The following is a 16473-nucleotide window of genomic DNA, read 5'->3' on the forward strand; positions in this document are numbered from 1 at the left end:
GCGAAAGACCGGGCATACACACATGAGGGTACAGGCGTGGAAGCGCTGAAACAGAAGATTCGTGAAGAAGGCATCGTACTGTCCGAGCAGGTACTGAAGGTCGACGCCTTTCTCAACCACCAGATCGATCCGCGCCTGATGCAGCAGGTGGGCCATGAGTTCGCCGAACGCTTCAAGGGCCAGGGCATCACCAAGATCGTCACCATCGAAGCCTCGGGCATCGCCCCTGCTGTGATGGCCGGTCTGGAACTGGGCGTGCCGGTGATCTTCGCCCGCAAGTTCCAGTCGCTGACCCTGAAGAACGATCTGCTGATCTCCAAGGTGTTCTCCTTCACCAAGCAGACCGAGAGCACCATCGCCATCTCGGCCAAGCACCTGACTGCCGCTGACAATGTGCTGGTGATCGACGACTTCCTCGCCAACGGTCACGCCGCCAAGGCGCTGATCGACCTGATCCAGCAAGCCGGCGCCAGTGTCGCCGGTATCGGCATCGTGATCGAAAAGTCCTTCCAGGAAGGCCGTGCCCTCCTGCAAAGCGAGGGCTACCGGATCGAGTCCCTGGCGCGCGTCGCCTCGCTCGCTGACGGCAAGGTCACCTTCGTCGATTGACCCCGTCGGGGATGATGTGGGAGCGATTTCAATCGCGATGCAGGACGAAGCCCTTCCGTAGGTTGTGGCTGAGCCCACGAAGCCCAACGGGCGTGCTCACCGGCTAACGTTGGGCTTCGCAGAGCTCAGCCCAACCTACAGGTCCGAGGGAACCGGTTACCTGTGAGCGATTTCAATCGCGAATGAATTCGCTCCGTCTGCGGCAACAGGTCGCATCCTGCAGGCACAAAAAAGCCGCCCTCGGGCGGCTTTTTCGTCGATGGCGGACTATTACAGGCCGGACATCTTCTTGATGGTGGCTTTCAGCTCATCATCGGTGCAGTCGGCGCAGGTGCCCTTCGGCGGCATGCTGTTGATGCCGGTGATGGCCTTGGCCAGGATGCCGTCGAGGCCGCCCTGGTGGTCAGCACGCTCTTTCCAGGCAGCGGTATCGCCGATCTTCGGCGCACCCAGTACGCCAGCGGTGTGGCAGGCGCCACAGTGCTTGGCAATGATGTCGTCCGGCGTACGCGCACCGCCGCCAGCAGCGGCTGCTACGGCGCCAACACCCTTGCATTCCTGACCCTGTACGCAGACCTCGCCTACCGGCTTGATGCGCTCGGCAACGGCGTCGTCGGTCGCGGCCTGGGCGCTAACAGCCCACAGGGCCAATACGGCAGCATGAGCCGCCAGCATCTTCTTGATTAGGTTCACCCTTACACCCTCATCGTGGCTAGTATCGCCCGCGGCCACGGTTTCGCGAGCGGGCGCAAGTATATACGGTTAGTTCGCCACGCTGAAACAACCCAACATGTCGCAGGGAAATTCGCGTGGCGCTCATGGAATTCAGAAGTTCGCCGGCGTGGTCGCGCTGATCAGGCGAGCTGGGGCGTCGAACGGATTGCGGAAGCGGTGCGGTTTGCTGCTTTCGAAGTAGTAGCTGTCGCCGGGTTCGAGGACATACACCTCGCTGCCGATGGTCAGCTCAAGGCGGCCTTCCACCAGCATGCCGGCCTCTTCGCCGTCGTGGGCGTACATCTCGTCACCGGTGTCGGAGCCCGGCGGATAGGTCTCGTCGAGGAAGGCCAGGGCGCGACTGGGATGGGCCTTGCCCACCAGCTTCATGGTGATGGCGCCGCTGCAGATATCGGTGAGTTCGGAAGCCCGATAAACCACCTGGACCTGGTTTTCCTGCTCAAGATCGAGAGAGAAGAACTCAACCAGCGACATGGGAATGCCACCCAGCACCTTCTTCAGCGAACTGATGGAGGGGCTGACACTGTTCTTCTCGATCATGGAAATCGTGCTGTTGGTGACACCCGCGCGCTTGGCGAGCTCACGCTGGGACAGGCCTTTCAGCTTACGGATGGCTTGCAGTCGAACACCGACGTCCAATGGCGGGATCCTCCTTGGGGATCAGGGGTGGTCACGGTCGCCGTATCATGGCAACAGCGTTCAGTATTTACAACACTCGGGCCGTCAATACCGCGCAAACTTTCCACACCCCAAGGCGAGCCTTGGAAAAGCCGTAATCTTGCAGGAAACGTCGGCCAAATGATCGATTTCATGATCACTTGGCCCCTTACTCAGGCATCAGACGTAGACGAGCGGCACCCGACGCAGGTTGCAGAAGATCTGGTACGGAATGGTGCCGGCATGGACCGCCACGTCACTGGCAAGGACTTCCTTGCCCCAGAGTTCCACGCGGCTGCCGAGGCCCGCGTTGGGCAGGTCGGTGAGATCGACCGTGAGCATGTCCATGGAAACGCGGCCGATCAGCCGGCTCGGCTGCCCGTCGATGCTCACCGGGGTGCCGGTGGGTGCATGGCGCGGGTAGCCATCGGCGTAACCCATGGCAACCACGCCGACGCGGGTCGGGCGCTCGGTGACGAACTTCGCACCGTAGCCGACCGGCTGGCCGGCAGGCAGTTCGCGCACACTGATGATTTTCGATTCCAGCGTCATCACCGGCTTCAGCTTCTCGGCCAGGGAATGCGCCTGTTCGAAGGGGGTGGCGCCATAAAGCATGATGCCGGGACGTACCCAGTCGCTCGGAACCTGCGGCCAGCCCAGCACTGCCGGCGAGTTGCGCAGGCTGACCTCGGCCTCGATACCGACGCGGGCCTGCTCGAAGACAGCGACCTGCTCGGTGCTGCTGGCACAGTCCAGCTCATCGGCACGGGCGAAGTGGCTCATCAGGACGATCTTCTCGACCTTGCCACTCGCCTGCAGGCGCTGCCAGGCGTCCCGGTATTCGGCCGGGTGCAGGCCGACGCGGTGCATGCCCGAGTCCAGCTTGAGCCAGACGGTCAGCGGCTTGCGAAGCGAAGCGGTTTCGATGGCCTCCAGCTGCCAGCTGGAGTGCACCACGGTCCAGAAATCGTGCTCCTGGATCAGCTCCAGCTCGTCGGCCTCGAAGAAGCCTTCCAGCAGCAGGATCGGCTTGCGGATGCCTGCCGCGCGCAACTGCAGCGCTTCCTCGATGCAGGCCACGGCAAAACCGTTGGCCTCGGACTCCAGTGCCTGGGCGCAGCGCACCGCGCCATGGCCGTAGGCGTCGGCCTTGACCACGGCGAGGGCCTTGGCGCCCGTGACTTCGCGGGCGAGGCGGTAGTTGTGGCGCAGGGCTTCGAGATCGATCAGGGCACGGGCGGGACGCATGGCGAGGGCTTCTTCTAATTGATCGGATGGAAAAAACCCGGCGCGAACGCCGGGCTGAGCAAGAAACTAGGGAAGTGCAGCGACGACCGTCATCTCCACCAGTACGTCGGGCGAGTACAGCTTCGCCTCGACGCAGGCACGGGCCGGAGCGGCGCCCTTCGGCACCCAGGCATCCCACACCGCGTTCATCGCGGCATAGTCCGCCTCCATGTCCTTCAGGTAGATGGTCACCGACAGGATTCGGCTTTTGTCGGTGCCCGCCTCGGCCAGCATCGCATCGATGGCGGCGAGTGTTTCACGGGTCTGCTGGCCGACGCCCGCACTGTGCTTTTCGTCCAACTGGCCGGCCAGGTAGACCGTGCCGTTGTGGATGACGATTTCGCTGTAACGGGTTTCAGTGCGCAGGCGCTGGATTGACATTGTTCGGGGACTCCTTGGAATTGCCATAACGGAAGATGTCCAGGCCTTCGGCGCTGATCTGCGGACGCTTGCGCGCCATCAGGTCGGCCAGCAGGCGGCCGGAGCCGCAGGCCATGGTCCAGCCAAGGGTACCGTGTCCGGTGTTCAGGAACAGGTTGCGGAACGGAGTGGCGCCCACGATCGGGGTGCCGTCCGGGGTCGCCGGGCGCAGGCCGGTCCAGAAGCTGGCCTGGGACAGGTCGCCACCTTCCGGATAGAGGTCGGCGGTGATCATTTCCAGGGTGTCGCGGCGAGCCGGATTCAGGTCCAGGTTGAAGCCGGTGATCTCGGCCATGCCGCCCACGCGGATGCGCTTGTCGAAGCGAGTGATGGCGACCTTGTAGGTCTCATCGAGAATGGTCGAGGTCGGGGCCATGGCCGGATTGGTGATCGGCACGGTCAGCGAATAACCCTTGAGCGGGTAGACCGGAGCCTTGATACCCAGCGGCTTGAGCATTTGCGGGGTGTAGCTGCCCAGCGCCAGCACGTAGCGGTCTGCGGTTTCCAGCTTGCCGTCGATCCACACACCGTTGATGCGGTCGCCGGCGAAGTCCAGGCGCTCGATGTTCTGACCGAAGCGGAACTCCACGCCCAGCTTCTCCGCCATCTCGGCGAGGCGGGTGGTGAACATCTGGCAGTCGCCGGTCTGGTCGTTGGGCAGGCGCAGGGCGCCGGCCAGCTTGTGCTTGACGTTGGCCAGGGCCGGTTCGACGCGGGCGATGCCGTCACGGTCGAGCAATTCGTAGGGCACGCCGGACGCTTCGAGCACGGCGATGTCCTTGGCTGCGGCGTCTACCTGGGCCTGGGTACGGAACAGTTGGGTGGTACCGAGTGCGCGGCCTTCATAGCTGATGCCGGTTTCGGCGCGGAGCTCGTCGAGGCAGTCGCGGCTGTACTCGGACAGACGCACCATGCGCTCCTTGTTCACCGCATAGCGGGCGGCGGTGCAGTTGCGCAGCATCTGCGTCATCCACAGGTACTGGTCGATGTCGCTGGTGGTGCGGATGGCCAGCGGCGCGTGCTGCTGCAGCATCCATTTGACGGCCTTCAGCGGCACGCCGGGCGCTGCCCAGGGCGATGCATAACCGGGGGAAACCTGACCAGCGTTGGCGAAGCTGGTTTCCATGGCCACGGCGTTCTGGCGGTCGACCACGACCACCTCGAACCCCGCTTGGGCCAGGTAATAGGCGCTAGTCGTACCGATCACACCACTGCCAAGGACCATCACTCGCATGTCTGTCTCCATTCGCAGCGGGGGATTCGCTGCGTTTGTTATTTTGAGCGTCATTGACGCGCAGTATAGGGAGACGACCCCAGTGATATTCACTATATAGCCAGCTATATTTGGCGATAATTCTCGGCAATATGCGCTTCAGCGGAGGGGCATCCACCATGCGCACCCAGCATCAATCCCGTCGTGAACTCGACAAGATAGACCGGAATATTTTACGAATCCTGCAGGAAGACGGCCGGATCTCCTTCACCGAACTGGGCGAGCGCGTGGGGCTTTCCACCACGCCCTGCACCGAGCGCGTCCGCCGCCTGGAGCGCGAGGGCATCATCCTCGGCTACAACGCGCGCCTGAATCCGCAGCACCTGAAGGCGAGCCTGCTGGTGTTCGTCGAGATCAGCCTGGACTACAAGTCCGGCGACACCTTCGAAGACTTCCGCCGCGCCGTGCTCAAGCTGCCCCACGTGCTGGAGTGCCACCTGGTGTCGGGCGACTTCGACTACCTGGTGAAGGCGCGGATCAATGAGATGGCGTCCTATCGCAAGCTGCTCGGCGACATCCTGCTGAAGCTGCCCCACGTGCGTGAATCCAAGTCCTACATCGTCATGGAAGAGGTGAAGGAATCGCTGAATCTGCCGATCCCCGAATGATTTGTTACGCGCGTTCCGAACCCCTTGGCATGGTCCGGGGGTTCGCCTTATTCTGCCCGGGCGTTAAATTTTCCAAACAATAAAATCAGGATTTCGCACATGAACGCCCGCGTTCGCATCCCGGTGCACACCGAAGAACACGCCCCCTCCTATTACGCTGCGACCGCCAACCGTCGCGTCGAGTACCCGCCCCTGGCGGGAGAGGAGCTGGCCGACGTGTGCATCGTCGGTGGCGGATTCTCCGGGCTGAACACGGCGATCGAGCTGGCCCGACGCGGCCGCTCCGTCGTGCTGCTGGAAGCCCGGCAGATCGGCTGGGGCGCCAGCGGGCGCAATGGCGGGCAACTGATTCGCGGTGTCGGCCACGGCGTCGAGCAGTTCGAGCCGGTGATCGGCGCCGAAGGCGTGCGTTCCCTCAAGCTGATGGGGCTGGAAGCGGTGGAGATCGTCCGCCGCCGGGTAGAAGAGTTCGCCATCGACTGCGACCTGACCTGGGGTTACTGCGACCTGGCCAACAAGCCTGGCGATTTCGCTGGTTTCGCCGAGGACATGGAAGAGCTCAAGGGCCTTGGCTACCGCCACGAGTTGCGCCTGGTTCAGCCTGGCGAGATGCGCAGCGTGGTGGGCTCGGATCGCTACGTCGGCGGCCTGATCGACATGGGCTCCGGCCACCTGCATCCGCTCAACCTTGCCCTGGGCGAAGCCGCTGCAGCGCAATCCCTTGGCGTACGCCTGTTCGAGCACTCCGCCGTGACCCGCATCGAGTACGGCGCCGAAGTGAAAGTGCACGCCGCCAACGGCGTGGTCCGCGCCAAGACCCTGGTGCTGGGCTGCAACGCCTACATGAACAACCTCAACACGACGCTCGGCGGCAAGGTGCTGCCCGCCGGCAGCTACGTCATCGCCACCGAACCGCTGCCCACTGAACTGGCCCGCGAACTGCTGCCGCAGAACATGGCGGTGTGCGACCAGCGTGTCGCCCTGGACTACTACCGCCTCTCCGCGGACAACCGCCTGCTGTTCGGCGGCGCTTGCCATTATTCAGGACGCGATCCGGCGGATATCGGCGCCTATATGCAGCCGAAGATGCTCAAGGTCTTCCCGCAACTGGAGAACGTGCGCATCGATTACCAGTGGGGCGGCATGATCGGCATCGGCGCCAACCGCCTGCCGCAGATCGGCAAGCTGCCGGACCAGCCCAACGTCTACTTCGCCCAGGCCTACTCCGGCCACGGGCTGAACGCCACTCACCTGGCCGGCCAGCTCCTGGCCGAAGCCATCTGCGGCGAGCAGAGCAATGGTTTCGACGTCTTCTCCAAAGTGCCGCACATCACCTTCCCCGGCGGCCGCCACCTGCGCTCGCCGCTGCTGGCCCTGGGCATGCTCTGGTACCGGATGAAGGAAGCAGTGGGGATCGCCTGATCCCGAGTATGAGAAAGGGCCGCTTGGCGGCCCTTTTCTGTTCAGTCGGCGACGACCTCGACGCCGTCATCGAACAGCTCGCGGCTCCAGGCCAGCCAGACGAACCCGGCAGCGCCCAGCGCCATCATCAGCGGCAGCGCGTGACCACTGATCCACTGGCTCGCTGCACCGGTCGCCAGCGGCCCCACCAGGCAGCCGATCCCCCAGAGTTGGGCAACATGGGCGTTGGCCCGCACCAACTCGTCATCCCGATAGCGTTCGCCGATGAGGATCAGCGCCAGGGTGAACAGCCCACCAGCGCTGGCGCCGAACAGCACCCATACCGGCCAGATCAGCGGCGTGTGCAGCAACAGCGGAATGCCCAGGCTGCTCAGCAGCAGCGTCAGGCCACAGGCACGGAACAAGGTGCGCCGCGACATGCGGTCGGCCAGCCAGCCGATGGGCAGCTGCAGCGCGGCATCACCCACCACCACGACGCTGGCCATCAACAAGGCCACTTCCTGGGTGAAGCCTTGGCGCAGGCCGTAGATCGGCAACAGGGTCAGCATCATCGCTTCGAAGGCGGCGAACAGTACGACCGCCCAGGCAATGGTGGGCAGGCGGGCGCAGAAGGACCAAAGCCCACGCCCGGAGGCGCTGTGGGCGTCGACGCTGGGCGCGCCGGTGCGGCCGAGCAGCAGCAGCGAACCGCCGATCAGCAGCCCGGTTCCAGTCCAGAATCCGAGGTCGTTGCCGGTGCCGATCGCCGTCAGCAGCAGCGGGCCGGACAACTGGCTCAGGGCGTAGCCGGTGCCGTAGAGGGCCACCAGGCGTCCGCGCCACTCGTCCACCGCCAGTTGGTTGATCCAGCTTTCGCCGAGGATGAACACCACCGTCAGGGCGACACCGATCAACAGCCGCAGCACCAGCCAGACCGGGTAGGACTGCACCAGCGCCAGCGATGCCACCGACAAGGCTCCCACTAGCAGACACATCTGCATCAGGGTGGTGGTACCGAAGCGCGCGGCCAGTCGCCCAGCGATCACTGCACCGAGCAACACACCGACCGCCGGGGTCGCCGCCATTACGCCGATGGCGAAACTGCCGTGGCCCCAACTTTCCAGCCGCAGCGACACCAGCGGCATGGTCACGCCCAGGGCGAGGCCGATGCTGATGACCGCGCCGCAAACCGCGAAGTAGGTTCCCCAACGCATTGCCGACGTCCTCCCTTTCCGTGTGGCACAAAGCAAAAAAGGCCGGGCTCCATCACTGGAAACCCGGCCGCAGGCGTGGCTCGCAGAGCCGGCCCCTCGAACCGCGAGGGGCGGACCTCAATGGCGTATCAGAGCTTGATCCAGGTGGACTTCAGCTCGGTGTACTTGTCGAAGGCGTGCAGGGACTTGTCGCGGCCGTTGCCGGACTGCTTGAAGCCGCCGAAGGGCGCGGTCATGTCGCCGCCGTCGTACTGGTTGATCCAGACGCTACCGGCGCGCAGGGCCTTGCCAACCAGGTGGGCGCGGGACAGGTTGTTGGTCCACACCGCTGCGGCCAGGCCGTAGATGGTGTCGTTGGCGATGGCGATGGCCTCTTCTTCGCTGTCGAAGGCGATGACCGACAGGACCGGGCCGAAGATTTCTTCCTTGGCGATGCGCATGGCGTTGTCCACGCCGTCGAAGATGGTCGGCTCGACGTAGGTGCCGCCGGTTTCTTCCATCACGCGATTGCCGCCGGCCACCAGCTTGGCGCCGTCGTCATGGCCGGCCTGGATGTAGGACAGCACGTTGTTCATCTGGGTGGTGTCCACCAGGGCGCCGACGTTGGTCGCCGGATCCAGCGGGTTACCCGGCTTCCAGGTCTTGATCGCCTCGACCACCATGGGCACGAACTTGTCCTTGATGGAGCGCTCGACCAGCAGACGCGAACCGGCGGTGCAGACTTCGCCCTGGTTGAAGGCGATGGCGCCAGCCGCGGCTTCGGCGGCGGCCTGCAGGTCAGGCGCGTCGGCGAAGACGATGTTCGGGCTCTTGCCGCCGGCTTCCAGCCAGACGCGCTTCATGTTGGATTCGCCGGCGTAGATCATCAGTTGCTTGGCGATCTTGGTGGAGCCGGTGAACACCAGGGTGTCGACGTCCATGTGCAGGGCCAGGGCCTTGCCCACGGTGTGGCCGAAGCCTGGCAGCACGTTGAACACGCCTGCCGGAATGCCGGCCTCGATGGCCAGCTGGGCAATGCGGATGCCGGTCAGCGGCGACTTCTCGGACGGCTTGAGGACGATCGAGTTGCCGGTGGACAGTGCCGGGCCGAGCTTCCAGCAGGTCATCAGCAGCGGGAAGTTCCAGGGCACGATGGCGGCGACAACGCCTACCGGCTCGCGGGTCACCAGACCCAGTTCGTTATGCGGGGTAGCGGCGACTTCGTCGTAGATCTTGTCGATGGCCTCACCGCTCCAACGGATGGCGCGGGATGCGGACGGGACGTCGACGCTCAGGGAGTCACTGATCGGCTTGCCCATGTCCAGGGTTTCCAGCAGGGCCAGCTCTTCGGCGTGGGCGTCGATCAGGTCGGCGAAGCGGATCATGATCTCCTTGCGCTTGACCGGCGCCAGACGCGACCAGACACCGGACTCGAACACGGCGCGGGCATCTTTCACGGCCAGCTCGGCATCGGCCAGGTCACAGCTGGCGACCTTGCCCAGCAGACGACCATCGACCGGGCTGATGCAATCGAACGTCTCGCCGGAAACGGCGCTGGTGTATTCGCCATGAATGAAGGCGCGGGTCTCGATCTGCACGGACTTGGCGCGTTGTTCCCAGTCTGCACGGGTCAGGGTGGTCATCGGAGCTTTCCTCTTATTAGAAGAGTGCCGCCAGCTCAGGCATGCACTGTCAAAAATTCTGCATGGCCGACCTACATCTGGCCATCCTCGCAACCCTAAACCAGAGAGGATAGCCTTTTCAATATATTTTACAGTTGCCGGCCAAACGCCCTTGTCATGTTCGTTATATTAAACATAGACTCCGTCAAAATCACTACAACACCTCACCTTGCCTTTTCCGGTGCTCACAATGACAAATGCCTTTGCGCCAAAACCGGGCAGAATATCCAACAGTCTCGACGACTTCTGGATGCCCTTCACCGCCAACCGCCAGTTCAAGGCCAATCCGCGCCTGCTGGAAAGTGCCGAAGGGATGTACTTCACCAGCGCCGACGGGCGCCAGGTCCTCGACGGCACCGCCGGCCTCTGGTGCTGCAACGCCGGCCATGGCCGCCGCGAAATCACCGAAGCGGTGAGCAAGCAAATCGCCAAGCTGGATTTCGCACCCACCTTCCAGATGGGCCACCCGCTGCCCTTCGAGTTGGCCGAGCGCCTGGCCGACGTAGCCCCCAAAGGCTTGAACAAGGTGTTCTTCACCAACTCCGGCTCTGAATCGGCGGACACCGCACTGAAGATCGCCCTCGCCTATCAGCGCGCCATCGGCCAGGGCACCCGCACCCGCCTGATTGGCCGCGAGCTGGGCTACCACGGCGTGGGCTTCGGTGGCATTTCGGTAGGCGGCATGGTCAACAACCGCAAGGCCTTCCCCGCCCTGCTGCCGAACGTCGATCACCTGCCACACACCCTGGATATCCAGCGCAATGCCTTCAGCCGCGGCCTGCCGGAATTCGGCATCGAGAAGGCCGATGAGCTGGAGCGCCTGGTGACCCTGCATGGCGCCGAGAACATTGCCGCCGTGATCGTAGAACCCATGTCCGGCTCGGCCGGTGTGATCCTGCCGCCGGTGGGCTACCTGCAGCGCCTGCGCGATATCACCCGCAAGCACGGCATCCTGCTGATCTTCGACGAAGTCATCACCGGCTTCGGTCGCGTCGGCCAGGCCTTCGCCGCCCAGCGATGGGGCGTCACCCCGGACATCATCACCTGCGCCAAGGGCCTGACCAACGGCGCCATTCCCATGGGCGCAGTGTTCGTCGCCGAAGACATCTACCAGGCCTTCATGCAGGGCCCGGAGAGCGCCATCGAGTTCTTCCACGGCTATACCTATTCAGGTCACCCGGTGGCCTGCGCCGCCGCACTGGCAACCCTGGACATCTATCAGGGCGAGCGACTGTTCGAGCGCACCATCGAACTTGAAGGCTACTGGCAGGATGCCCTGCTCAGCCTGAAGGACCTGCCCAACGTGATCGACATCCGCGCAGTGGGCCTGGTCGGCGGTGTGCAACTCGCACCGAGCGCCGAAGGCGTCGGCAAACGCGGCTTCCAGGTATTCGAACAGTGCTTCCATGACGGCGTGATGGTGCGCGTCACCGGCGACACCATCGCCATGTCGCCGCCGCTGATCGTGGAGAAGGAACAGATCGACATTCTCGTCGGCAAGCTCGCCGACTCCATCCGCAAGGCCGCCTGAACAGGGACCGCACAATGAACATCCAGCAGATCGTCGACTTCGCCCAGGCCACCACCACCGCGGAACACTACCGCCCAGCGCCCGAGAAGATCCTCAAGGGCGACCCCGAGCAGAGCGTACGCAACCACTACGGCAGCCCCTGCGGGCAGTTCAATGTGGGCATCTGGGAAGGCGCGGTGGGCCACTGGACGGTGAGCTACACCGAGCACGAGTACTGCGAGATTCTCCAGGGCGTGTCGGTGATCCGCGATGCCGACGGCAATGCCAAGACCGTGCGCGTGGGCGACCGCTTCGTCATCCCGGCCGGCTTCTCCGGCACCTGGGAAGTGCTGGAGCCTTGCCGCAAGGTTTACGTGATTTTCGAACAGGCTGCTCGCTAAGCCCGTTCTCTCCCATGCTTGTCACCCTTCAGCCCGCCACTGGCGGGCTTTTTTATTGTGGGGGACGAATTCATTGGCTATGTCTGCGTCAGCTGTTGGCAAAGATCGACCATCGGTCCAGGTGCCTTGTAGGAGCTAGCTTGCTAGCGAAAAGCGGCCATTCGCTGGCAAGCCAGCTCCTACGGGCAATCAGCAACCTGCAACACTTAGCGAATTCATTCAGCATGCGTATGGCGCTACTCAGCGGAGCGCTGCCCGTCCCTTCAGGTCCCGCCACGCAGCTAAACCGCAGGCATGAAAAAGCCCGCACAGGGCGGGCTTCTTCGACAAGGGCCGGATCAATTACTTGATCTTGGCTTCCTTGTAGATCACATGCTTACGCACAACCGGATCGAATTTCTTGATTTCGATCTTGTCGGGAGTGGTGCGCTTGTTCTTGTCGGTGGTGTAGAAATGGCCGGTACCGGCACTGGACACCAGACGGATCAGTTCACGCATGATTGACTCCTTAAACCTTTTCGCCGCGGGCGCGCAGTTCGGACAGAACTACGTCAATGCCGCGCTTGTCGATGATACGCATGCCCTTGGCGGAAACGCGCAGACGCACGAAGCGCTTCTCGGACTCGACCCAGAAGCGATGGTGCTGCAGGTTCGGCAGGAAACGACGACGGGTTTTGTTGTTTGCGTGGGAAATGTTGTTCCCAGTAGCCGGACCCTTACCGGTTACTTGACAGACTCTCGACATACCTCAGCCCTCTAAACCACATGCCCAACCCGGCATGGGTTGGCCGCTTGAACTCTCACATTTGTGGGCGCTTGAACGCCCGTCTCGTCGGGGTCTTACCGGCCGCAATTTGACTGCGAAAGACCGGGCCCCCAGAAAAGAGCGCTGCTTTATATCAGAAAGCCCCTAGTGCAGCAAGGGACGTAGCGATTTACCCACAGGCCCGGGGAAGCCGCAATTATGCCCGCACCGCCACGCCAAGGGGATCCGGGCGGAGCGACCGCTCGTCGCCCACAACGCATTGTCCGCTGACCGGGCTTGGTCTAGGGTAAGGCCTTTGGCTCGCAACGAGCCTCCCCACCGCAAAGGAGCTTGCCATGCGCCTCGCCGCCCTCCCACTGCTATTAGCCCCGCTGCTCACCCAGGCTGCCACCTTGAGCGTCTGCACCGAGGCCAGTCCCGAGGGTTTCGACGTGGTGCAGTACAACTCGCTGACCACCACCAACGCCTCGGCCGACGTGCTGATGAACCGCCTGGTGGAGTTCGACGCACAAAACAGCAAGCTGGTCCCGGGCCTGGCCGAGCGCTGGGACGTCTCCGCCGACGGCCTGACCTACAGCTTCCAGCTGCGCCAGGGCGTGGCCTTCCATTCCACCGACTACTTCAAGCCAAGCCGCCCGCTGACAGCCGACGACGTGGTGTTCAGCTTCAAGCGCATGCTCGATCCGGCCAATCCCTGGCACAAGGTGGCCCAGAGCGGTTTCCCCCACGCGCAGTCCATGCAGCTGCCGAGCCTGATCAAGAGCATCGACAAGGTGGACGACCACCAGGTGCGCTTCGTCCTCAACAAGCCGGACGCCACCTTCCTCGCTACCCTCAGCATGGGCTTCGCCTCCATCTATTCAGCCGAATACGCCGACCAGCTGATGAAGGCCGGCACACCGGAGAAGCTCAACGCCCAGCCCATCGGCACCGGCCCCTTCGTCTTCCGCCGCTTCCAGAAGGACGCCGCTGTTCGCTACGCCGCCAACCCGGACTACTTCGGCGGCAAGCCCGGTGTCGACGGCCTGGTCTTCGCCATCACCCCGGATGCCAACGTGCGACTGCAGAAGCTCCGTCGCGGCGAATGCCAGATCGCGCTGTCGCCCAAGCCGCTGGATGTGCAATCCGTTGCCGGTGACAAGAACATCAAGACGGTCCAGACCTCGGCCTTCATGACTGCCTTCGTCGGCATCAACAGCCAGCATCCGCCGCTGGACAAACCCGAAGTACGCCAGGCGATCAACCTCGCCTTCGACAAGTCGAGCTATATCAAGGCCGTATTCGAAGGCAGCGCTACCGCGGCCGATGGCCCTTATCCGCCGAACACCTGGAGCTACGCCAAGGACCTGCCGGCGTACCCCCAAGACCTTTCAAAGTCGAAAGCGCTGCTCGCCGAGGCAGGCCTGAAGGACGGCTTCAAGACCACCATCTGGACCCGCCCTTCCGGCAGCCTGCTCAACCCCAACCCAAGCCTTGGCGCCCAGTTGCTGCAGGCCGACCTGGCGAAGGTGGGCATCCAGGCGGAGATCCGCGTGATCGAATGGGGCGAACTGATCCGCCGCGCCAAGGCTGGCGAGCATGACCTGCTGTTCATGGGCTGGGCAGGCGACAACGGTGATCCGGACAACTTCCTCACCCCGCAGTTCTCCTGCGCTTCTGTGCAGTCCGGACTCAACTTCGCCCGCTACTGCAACGCCGAACTGGACAAGCTGATTGCCGACGGCAAGACCCACGCCGACCTGGCTGAACGCACCAGCCTCTATGAAAAGGCCCAGCGGATCATCCGCGAACAGGCGCTCTGGTTGCCGCTGGCCCATCCCACCGCCTTCGCCCTGACCCGCGCCAATGTCGAGGGCTACCAGGTGAACCCCTTCGGTCGCCAGGACTTCGCCAAGGTGAGGCTGGATTAGATCCAACCCCTCTCCGCCATCGACAAGGGCTCGCCATCGCCGACGATGAAGTGGTCGAGCACCCGCACGTCGATCAGCGCCAGCGCCTCCTTGAGGCGGTGGGTCAGCTGGCGATCGGCCTCGCTGGGCTCGGCGATGCCTGACGGGTGATTGTGGCTGAGGATGAGCGCGGCCGCGTTGTGCGCGAGAGCGCGCTTGACCACCTGACGGGGATAGACGCTGGCGCCGTCGATGGTGCCGTGGAACAGCACTTCGAAGGCCAGCACCCGGTGCTTGCTATCGAGGAAGAGACAGGCGAACTGCTCGTGATGGGAATGACGCAGTTGCGCCTTGAGAAAGTCGCGCACCGCCTGCGGGCTCTCCAGCGCTGAGTCCCGGCGCAATCCTTCGGCCAGGTGACGACGGGCCATTTCAAGCACCGCCTGCAATTGGGCGAACTTGGCCGGCCCGAGGCCAAGGTGCTGGCTGAAGTCCTGCAGCTCGGCCTCCAGCAACGCGCGCAGGCTGCCGAAGTCGTTGAGCAAGTGACGGGCGAGGTCGACGGCGCTGCGGCCAGCCACCCCGGTACGCAGGAAAATGGCAAGGAGTTCGGCGTCGGAAAGGGCCGCCGCACCCAGTTCGAGAAGCTTCTCCCGCGGACGCTCCGCCGCAGGCCAATTACGGATGCTCATGACACCTCCATGGTTGAGCCGCGCCGCTGTTCCAGTGCAGTCGCTGTGCTATCTTAACCCACCTTTTTTGCGCGGCGATCGGCCTGGGGAGGCGCCTTCGCCGTAGCGCATCTTCCACTTCATAAAAGGCAGGCCTATGCAGCGGCTCTATCGGAAACGCATCCTCCTGGGCGTGGGCGGCGGCATTGCTGCCTACAAGAGCGCTGAACTGGTTCGCCGACTGCGCGACCAGGGCGCCGAGGTCCGTGTGGTAATGACCCAGGGCGGCCGCGAGTTCATCACCCCGCTGACCCTCCAGGCCCTCTCCGGGCATCCCGTTCACCTCGAGCTGCTCGACCCCGCCGCCGAAGCGGCCATGGGCCACATCGAACTCGCCCGCTGGGCCGACCTGGTGTTGATCGCGCCGGCTACTGCGGACCTGATGGCGCGCCTGGCACAGGGCGTGGCAGACGACCTGCTGACCACCCTGGTACTCGCCACCGATGCGCCGGTTGCCCTCGCTCCCGCGATGAACCAGGCCATGTGGCGCGATCCGGCCACCCAGGCCAACCTGGAGCTCCTCGCCAAACGCGGACTGCGCCTGTTCGGCCCGGCGGCCGGCAGCCAGGCCTGTGGCGACGTCGGCCTCGGTCGCATGCTGGAAGCCGAGGAACTGGCACAGCTCGCCGCCGACTGCTTCGAGCACCGCGCACTCACCGGACGCCATGTGCTGATCACCGCCGGCCCGACCCAGGAAAACATCGACCCGGTGCGCTACATCACCAACCACAGCTCCGGAAAGATGGGCTTCGCCCTCGCCGAAGCCGCGGTGGAAGCAGGCGCCAAGGTGACCCTGATCACCGGTCCGGTGCACCTGCCCACCCCGGACCGCGTCAACCGCATCGACGTGGTCAGCGCCCGCGACATGCTTGCCGCCTGCGAAGCGGCCATGCCCTGCGACCTGCTGATCGCCGCCGCGGCCGTCGCCGACTACCGCCCGGAAGTGGTCGCGCAGCACAAAATGAAGAAAGACCCGACCAGCGGCGAAGGCCTGCTGCTGCAGCTGGTACGCAACCCCGATATCCTCGCGACGCTCGCTGGCCGACCCGATCGCCCGTTCAGCGTGGGCTTCGCCGCCGAGACCGAAAACCTGCTCGAGTACGCCTCGCGCAAGCTCAAGGACAAGAACCTCGACCTGATCGTCGCCAATGACGTGGCCAACCCCAGCATCGGCTTCAACAGCGAGGAGAACGCCATCACCGTCATCGACCGCGACCTGGGCCAGAGCAGCTTCGCCCAGACCAGCAAGGGCAAGATCGCCCGCCAGCTGATCGCCTTCATCGCCGACCGCCTCAACCAGGCCTGAGATTC

At 63.9% G+C, this 16473-nt stretch carries 17 protein-coding genes; 7 read left to right on the top strand and 10 right to left on the bottom strand.

What is annotated here, in order from left to right:
- Positions 1-36 precede the first annotated feature (36 nt).
- The gene (locus E8E91_RS11770) at positions 37-609 is read left to right on the top strand and encodes a xanthine phosphoribosyltransferase (protein WP_151138365.1); all 573 of its coding nucleotides are present in this window, start codon (positions 37-39) and stop codon (positions 607-609) included.
- 270 nt (positions 610-879) lie between these two features.
- On the opposite strand, the gene E8E91_RS11775 is transcribed toward E8E91_RS11770, so the two are convergent.
- From E8E91_RS11775 to dadA, 5 genes are all read right to left on the bottom strand, one after another.
- Entirely contained in the window at positions 880-1302 is a 423-nt protein-coding gene (locus tag E8E91_RS11775; protein WP_190829223.1) for a c-type cytochrome, read from the bottom strand.
- 132 nt (positions 1303-1434) lie between these two features.
- Positions 1435-1983: a cupin domain-containing protein gene (locus tag E8E91_RS11780; RefSeq protein ID WP_077525549.1), complete on the bottom strand. Its 549-nt coding sequence runs from the start codon at positions 1981-1983 to the stop codon at positions 1435-1437.
- A 198-nt stretch (positions 1984-2181) separates the two neighbouring features.
- Positions 2182-3249 (bottom strand): alanine racemase, encoded by a 1068-nt coding sequence (gene alr / locus E8E91_RS11785; RefSeq protein WP_280375891.1) that lies wholly within the window; start codon positions 3247-3249, stop codon positions 2182-2184.
- Between the two features lie 66 nt (positions 3250-3315).
- Positions 3316-3669 carry a RidA family protein gene (locus tag E8E91_RS11790; RefSeq protein ID WP_103103100.1) on the bottom strand — a complete coding sequence of 118 codons (354 nt, stop codon included), beginning with the start codon at positions 3667-3669 and terminating at the stop codon, positions 3316-3318.
- Entirely contained in the window at positions 3644-4942 is a 1299-nt protein-coding gene (gene dadA / locus E8E91_RS11795; RefSeq protein ID WP_280375892.1) for a D-amino acid dehydrogenase, read from the bottom strand. The genes E8E91_RS11790 and dadA overlap by 26 nt, the downstream gene beginning before the upstream one ends.
- Positions 4943-5100: 158 nt before the next feature.
- On the opposite strand from dadA, the gene E8E91_RS11800 reads away from it, so the two are divergent.
- The gene (locus E8E91_RS11800; RefSeq protein WP_151138375.1) at positions 5101-5589 is read left to right on the top strand and encodes an Lrp/AsnC ligand binding domain-containing protein; all 489 of its coding nucleotides are present in this window, start codon (positions 5101-5103) and stop codon (positions 5587-5589) included.
- Positions 5590-5688: 99 nt separating this feature from the next.
- Positions 5689-7011: an FAD-binding oxidoreductase gene (locus E8E91_RS11805; protein WP_280375893.1), complete on the top strand. Its 1323-nt coding sequence runs from the start codon at positions 5689-5691 to the stop codon at positions 7009-7011.
- 41 nt (positions 7012-7052) lie between these two features.
- On the opposite strand, the gene E8E91_RS11810 is transcribed toward E8E91_RS11805, so the two are convergent.
- Both E8E91_RS11810 and E8E91_RS11815 read right to left on the bottom strand, forming a co-directional pair.
- Complete coding sequence (locus E8E91_RS11810; protein ID WP_280375894.1) at positions 7053-8204, bottom strand: MFS transporter; 1152 nt, start codon at positions 8202-8204, stop codon at positions 7053-7055.
- A 128-nt stretch (positions 8205-8332) separates the two neighbouring features.
- On the bottom strand, positions 8333-9826 hold the full coding sequence (locus E8E91_RS11815; RefSeq protein ID WP_280375895.1) for an aldehyde dehydrogenase: 1494 nt from the start codon (positions 9824-9826) through the stop codon (positions 8333-8335).
- Positions 9827-10055: 229 nt separating this feature from the next.
- Between E8E91_RS11815 and E8E91_RS11820 the strand changes: the two genes are divergently transcribed.
- The gene (locus tag E8E91_RS11820) at positions 10056-11396 is read left to right on the top strand and encodes an aspartate aminotransferase family protein (RefSeq protein WP_280375896.1); all 1341 of its coding nucleotides are present in this window, start codon (positions 10056-10058) and stop codon (positions 11394-11396) included.
- Between the two features lie 14 nt (positions 11397-11410).
- Positions 11411-11776: a cupin domain-containing protein gene (locus tag E8E91_RS11825; protein WP_280369944.1), complete on the top strand. Its 366-nt coding sequence runs from the start codon at positions 11411-11413 to the stop codon at positions 11774-11776.
- A gap of 342 nt (positions 11777-12118) precedes the next feature.
- Here E8E91_RS11825 and rpmG read toward each other — a convergent pair whose 3' ends face one another.
- A complete protein-coding gene (gene rpmG, locus E8E91_RS11830; RefSeq protein ID WP_003457707.1) occupies positions 12119-12274 on the bottom strand; it encodes a 50S ribosomal protein L33 in 156 nt (51 codons plus the stop codon).
- A 10-nt stretch (positions 12275-12284) separates the two neighbouring features.
- Positions 12285-12521 carry a 50S ribosomal protein L28 gene (gene rpmB / locus E8E91_RS11835; protein WP_044400708.1) on the bottom strand — a complete coding sequence of 79 codons (237 nt, stop codon included), beginning with the start codon at positions 12519-12521 and terminating at the stop codon, positions 12285-12287.
- 356 nt (positions 12522-12877) lie between these two features.
- Between rpmB and E8E91_RS11840 the strand changes: the two genes are divergently transcribed.
- A complete protein-coding gene (locus tag E8E91_RS11840) occupies positions 12878-14452 on the top strand; it encodes an ABC transporter substrate-binding protein (protein ID WP_280375897.1) in 1575 nt (524 codons plus the stop codon).
- Here E8E91_RS11840 and radC read toward each other — a convergent pair.
- The gene (gene radC / locus E8E91_RS11845; protein WP_280369940.1) at positions 14449-15123 is read right to left on the bottom strand and encodes a DNA repair protein RadC; all 675 of its coding nucleotides are present in this window, start codon (positions 15121-15123) and stop codon (positions 14449-14451) included. The two genes, E8E91_RS11840 and radC, sit on opposite strands and share 4 nt — an antisense overlap.
- 136 nt (positions 15124-15259) lie before the next feature.
- On the opposite strand from radC, the gene coaBC reads away from it, so the two are divergent.
- Positions 15260-16468 (top strand): bifunctional phosphopantothenoylcysteine decarboxylase/phosphopantothenate--cysteine ligase CoaBC, encoded by a 1209-nt coding sequence (gene coaBC / locus E8E91_RS11850; protein WP_280375898.1) that lies wholly within the window; start codon positions 15260-15262, stop codon positions 16466-16468.
- The last annotated feature ends 5 nt before the right edge of the window (positions 16469-16473 follow it).

This window comes from Pseudomonas sp. BN515, assembly GCF_029873155.1.
Lineage (GTDB): Bacteria > Pseudomonadota > Gammaproteobacteria > Pseudomonadales > Pseudomonadaceae > Metapseudomonas.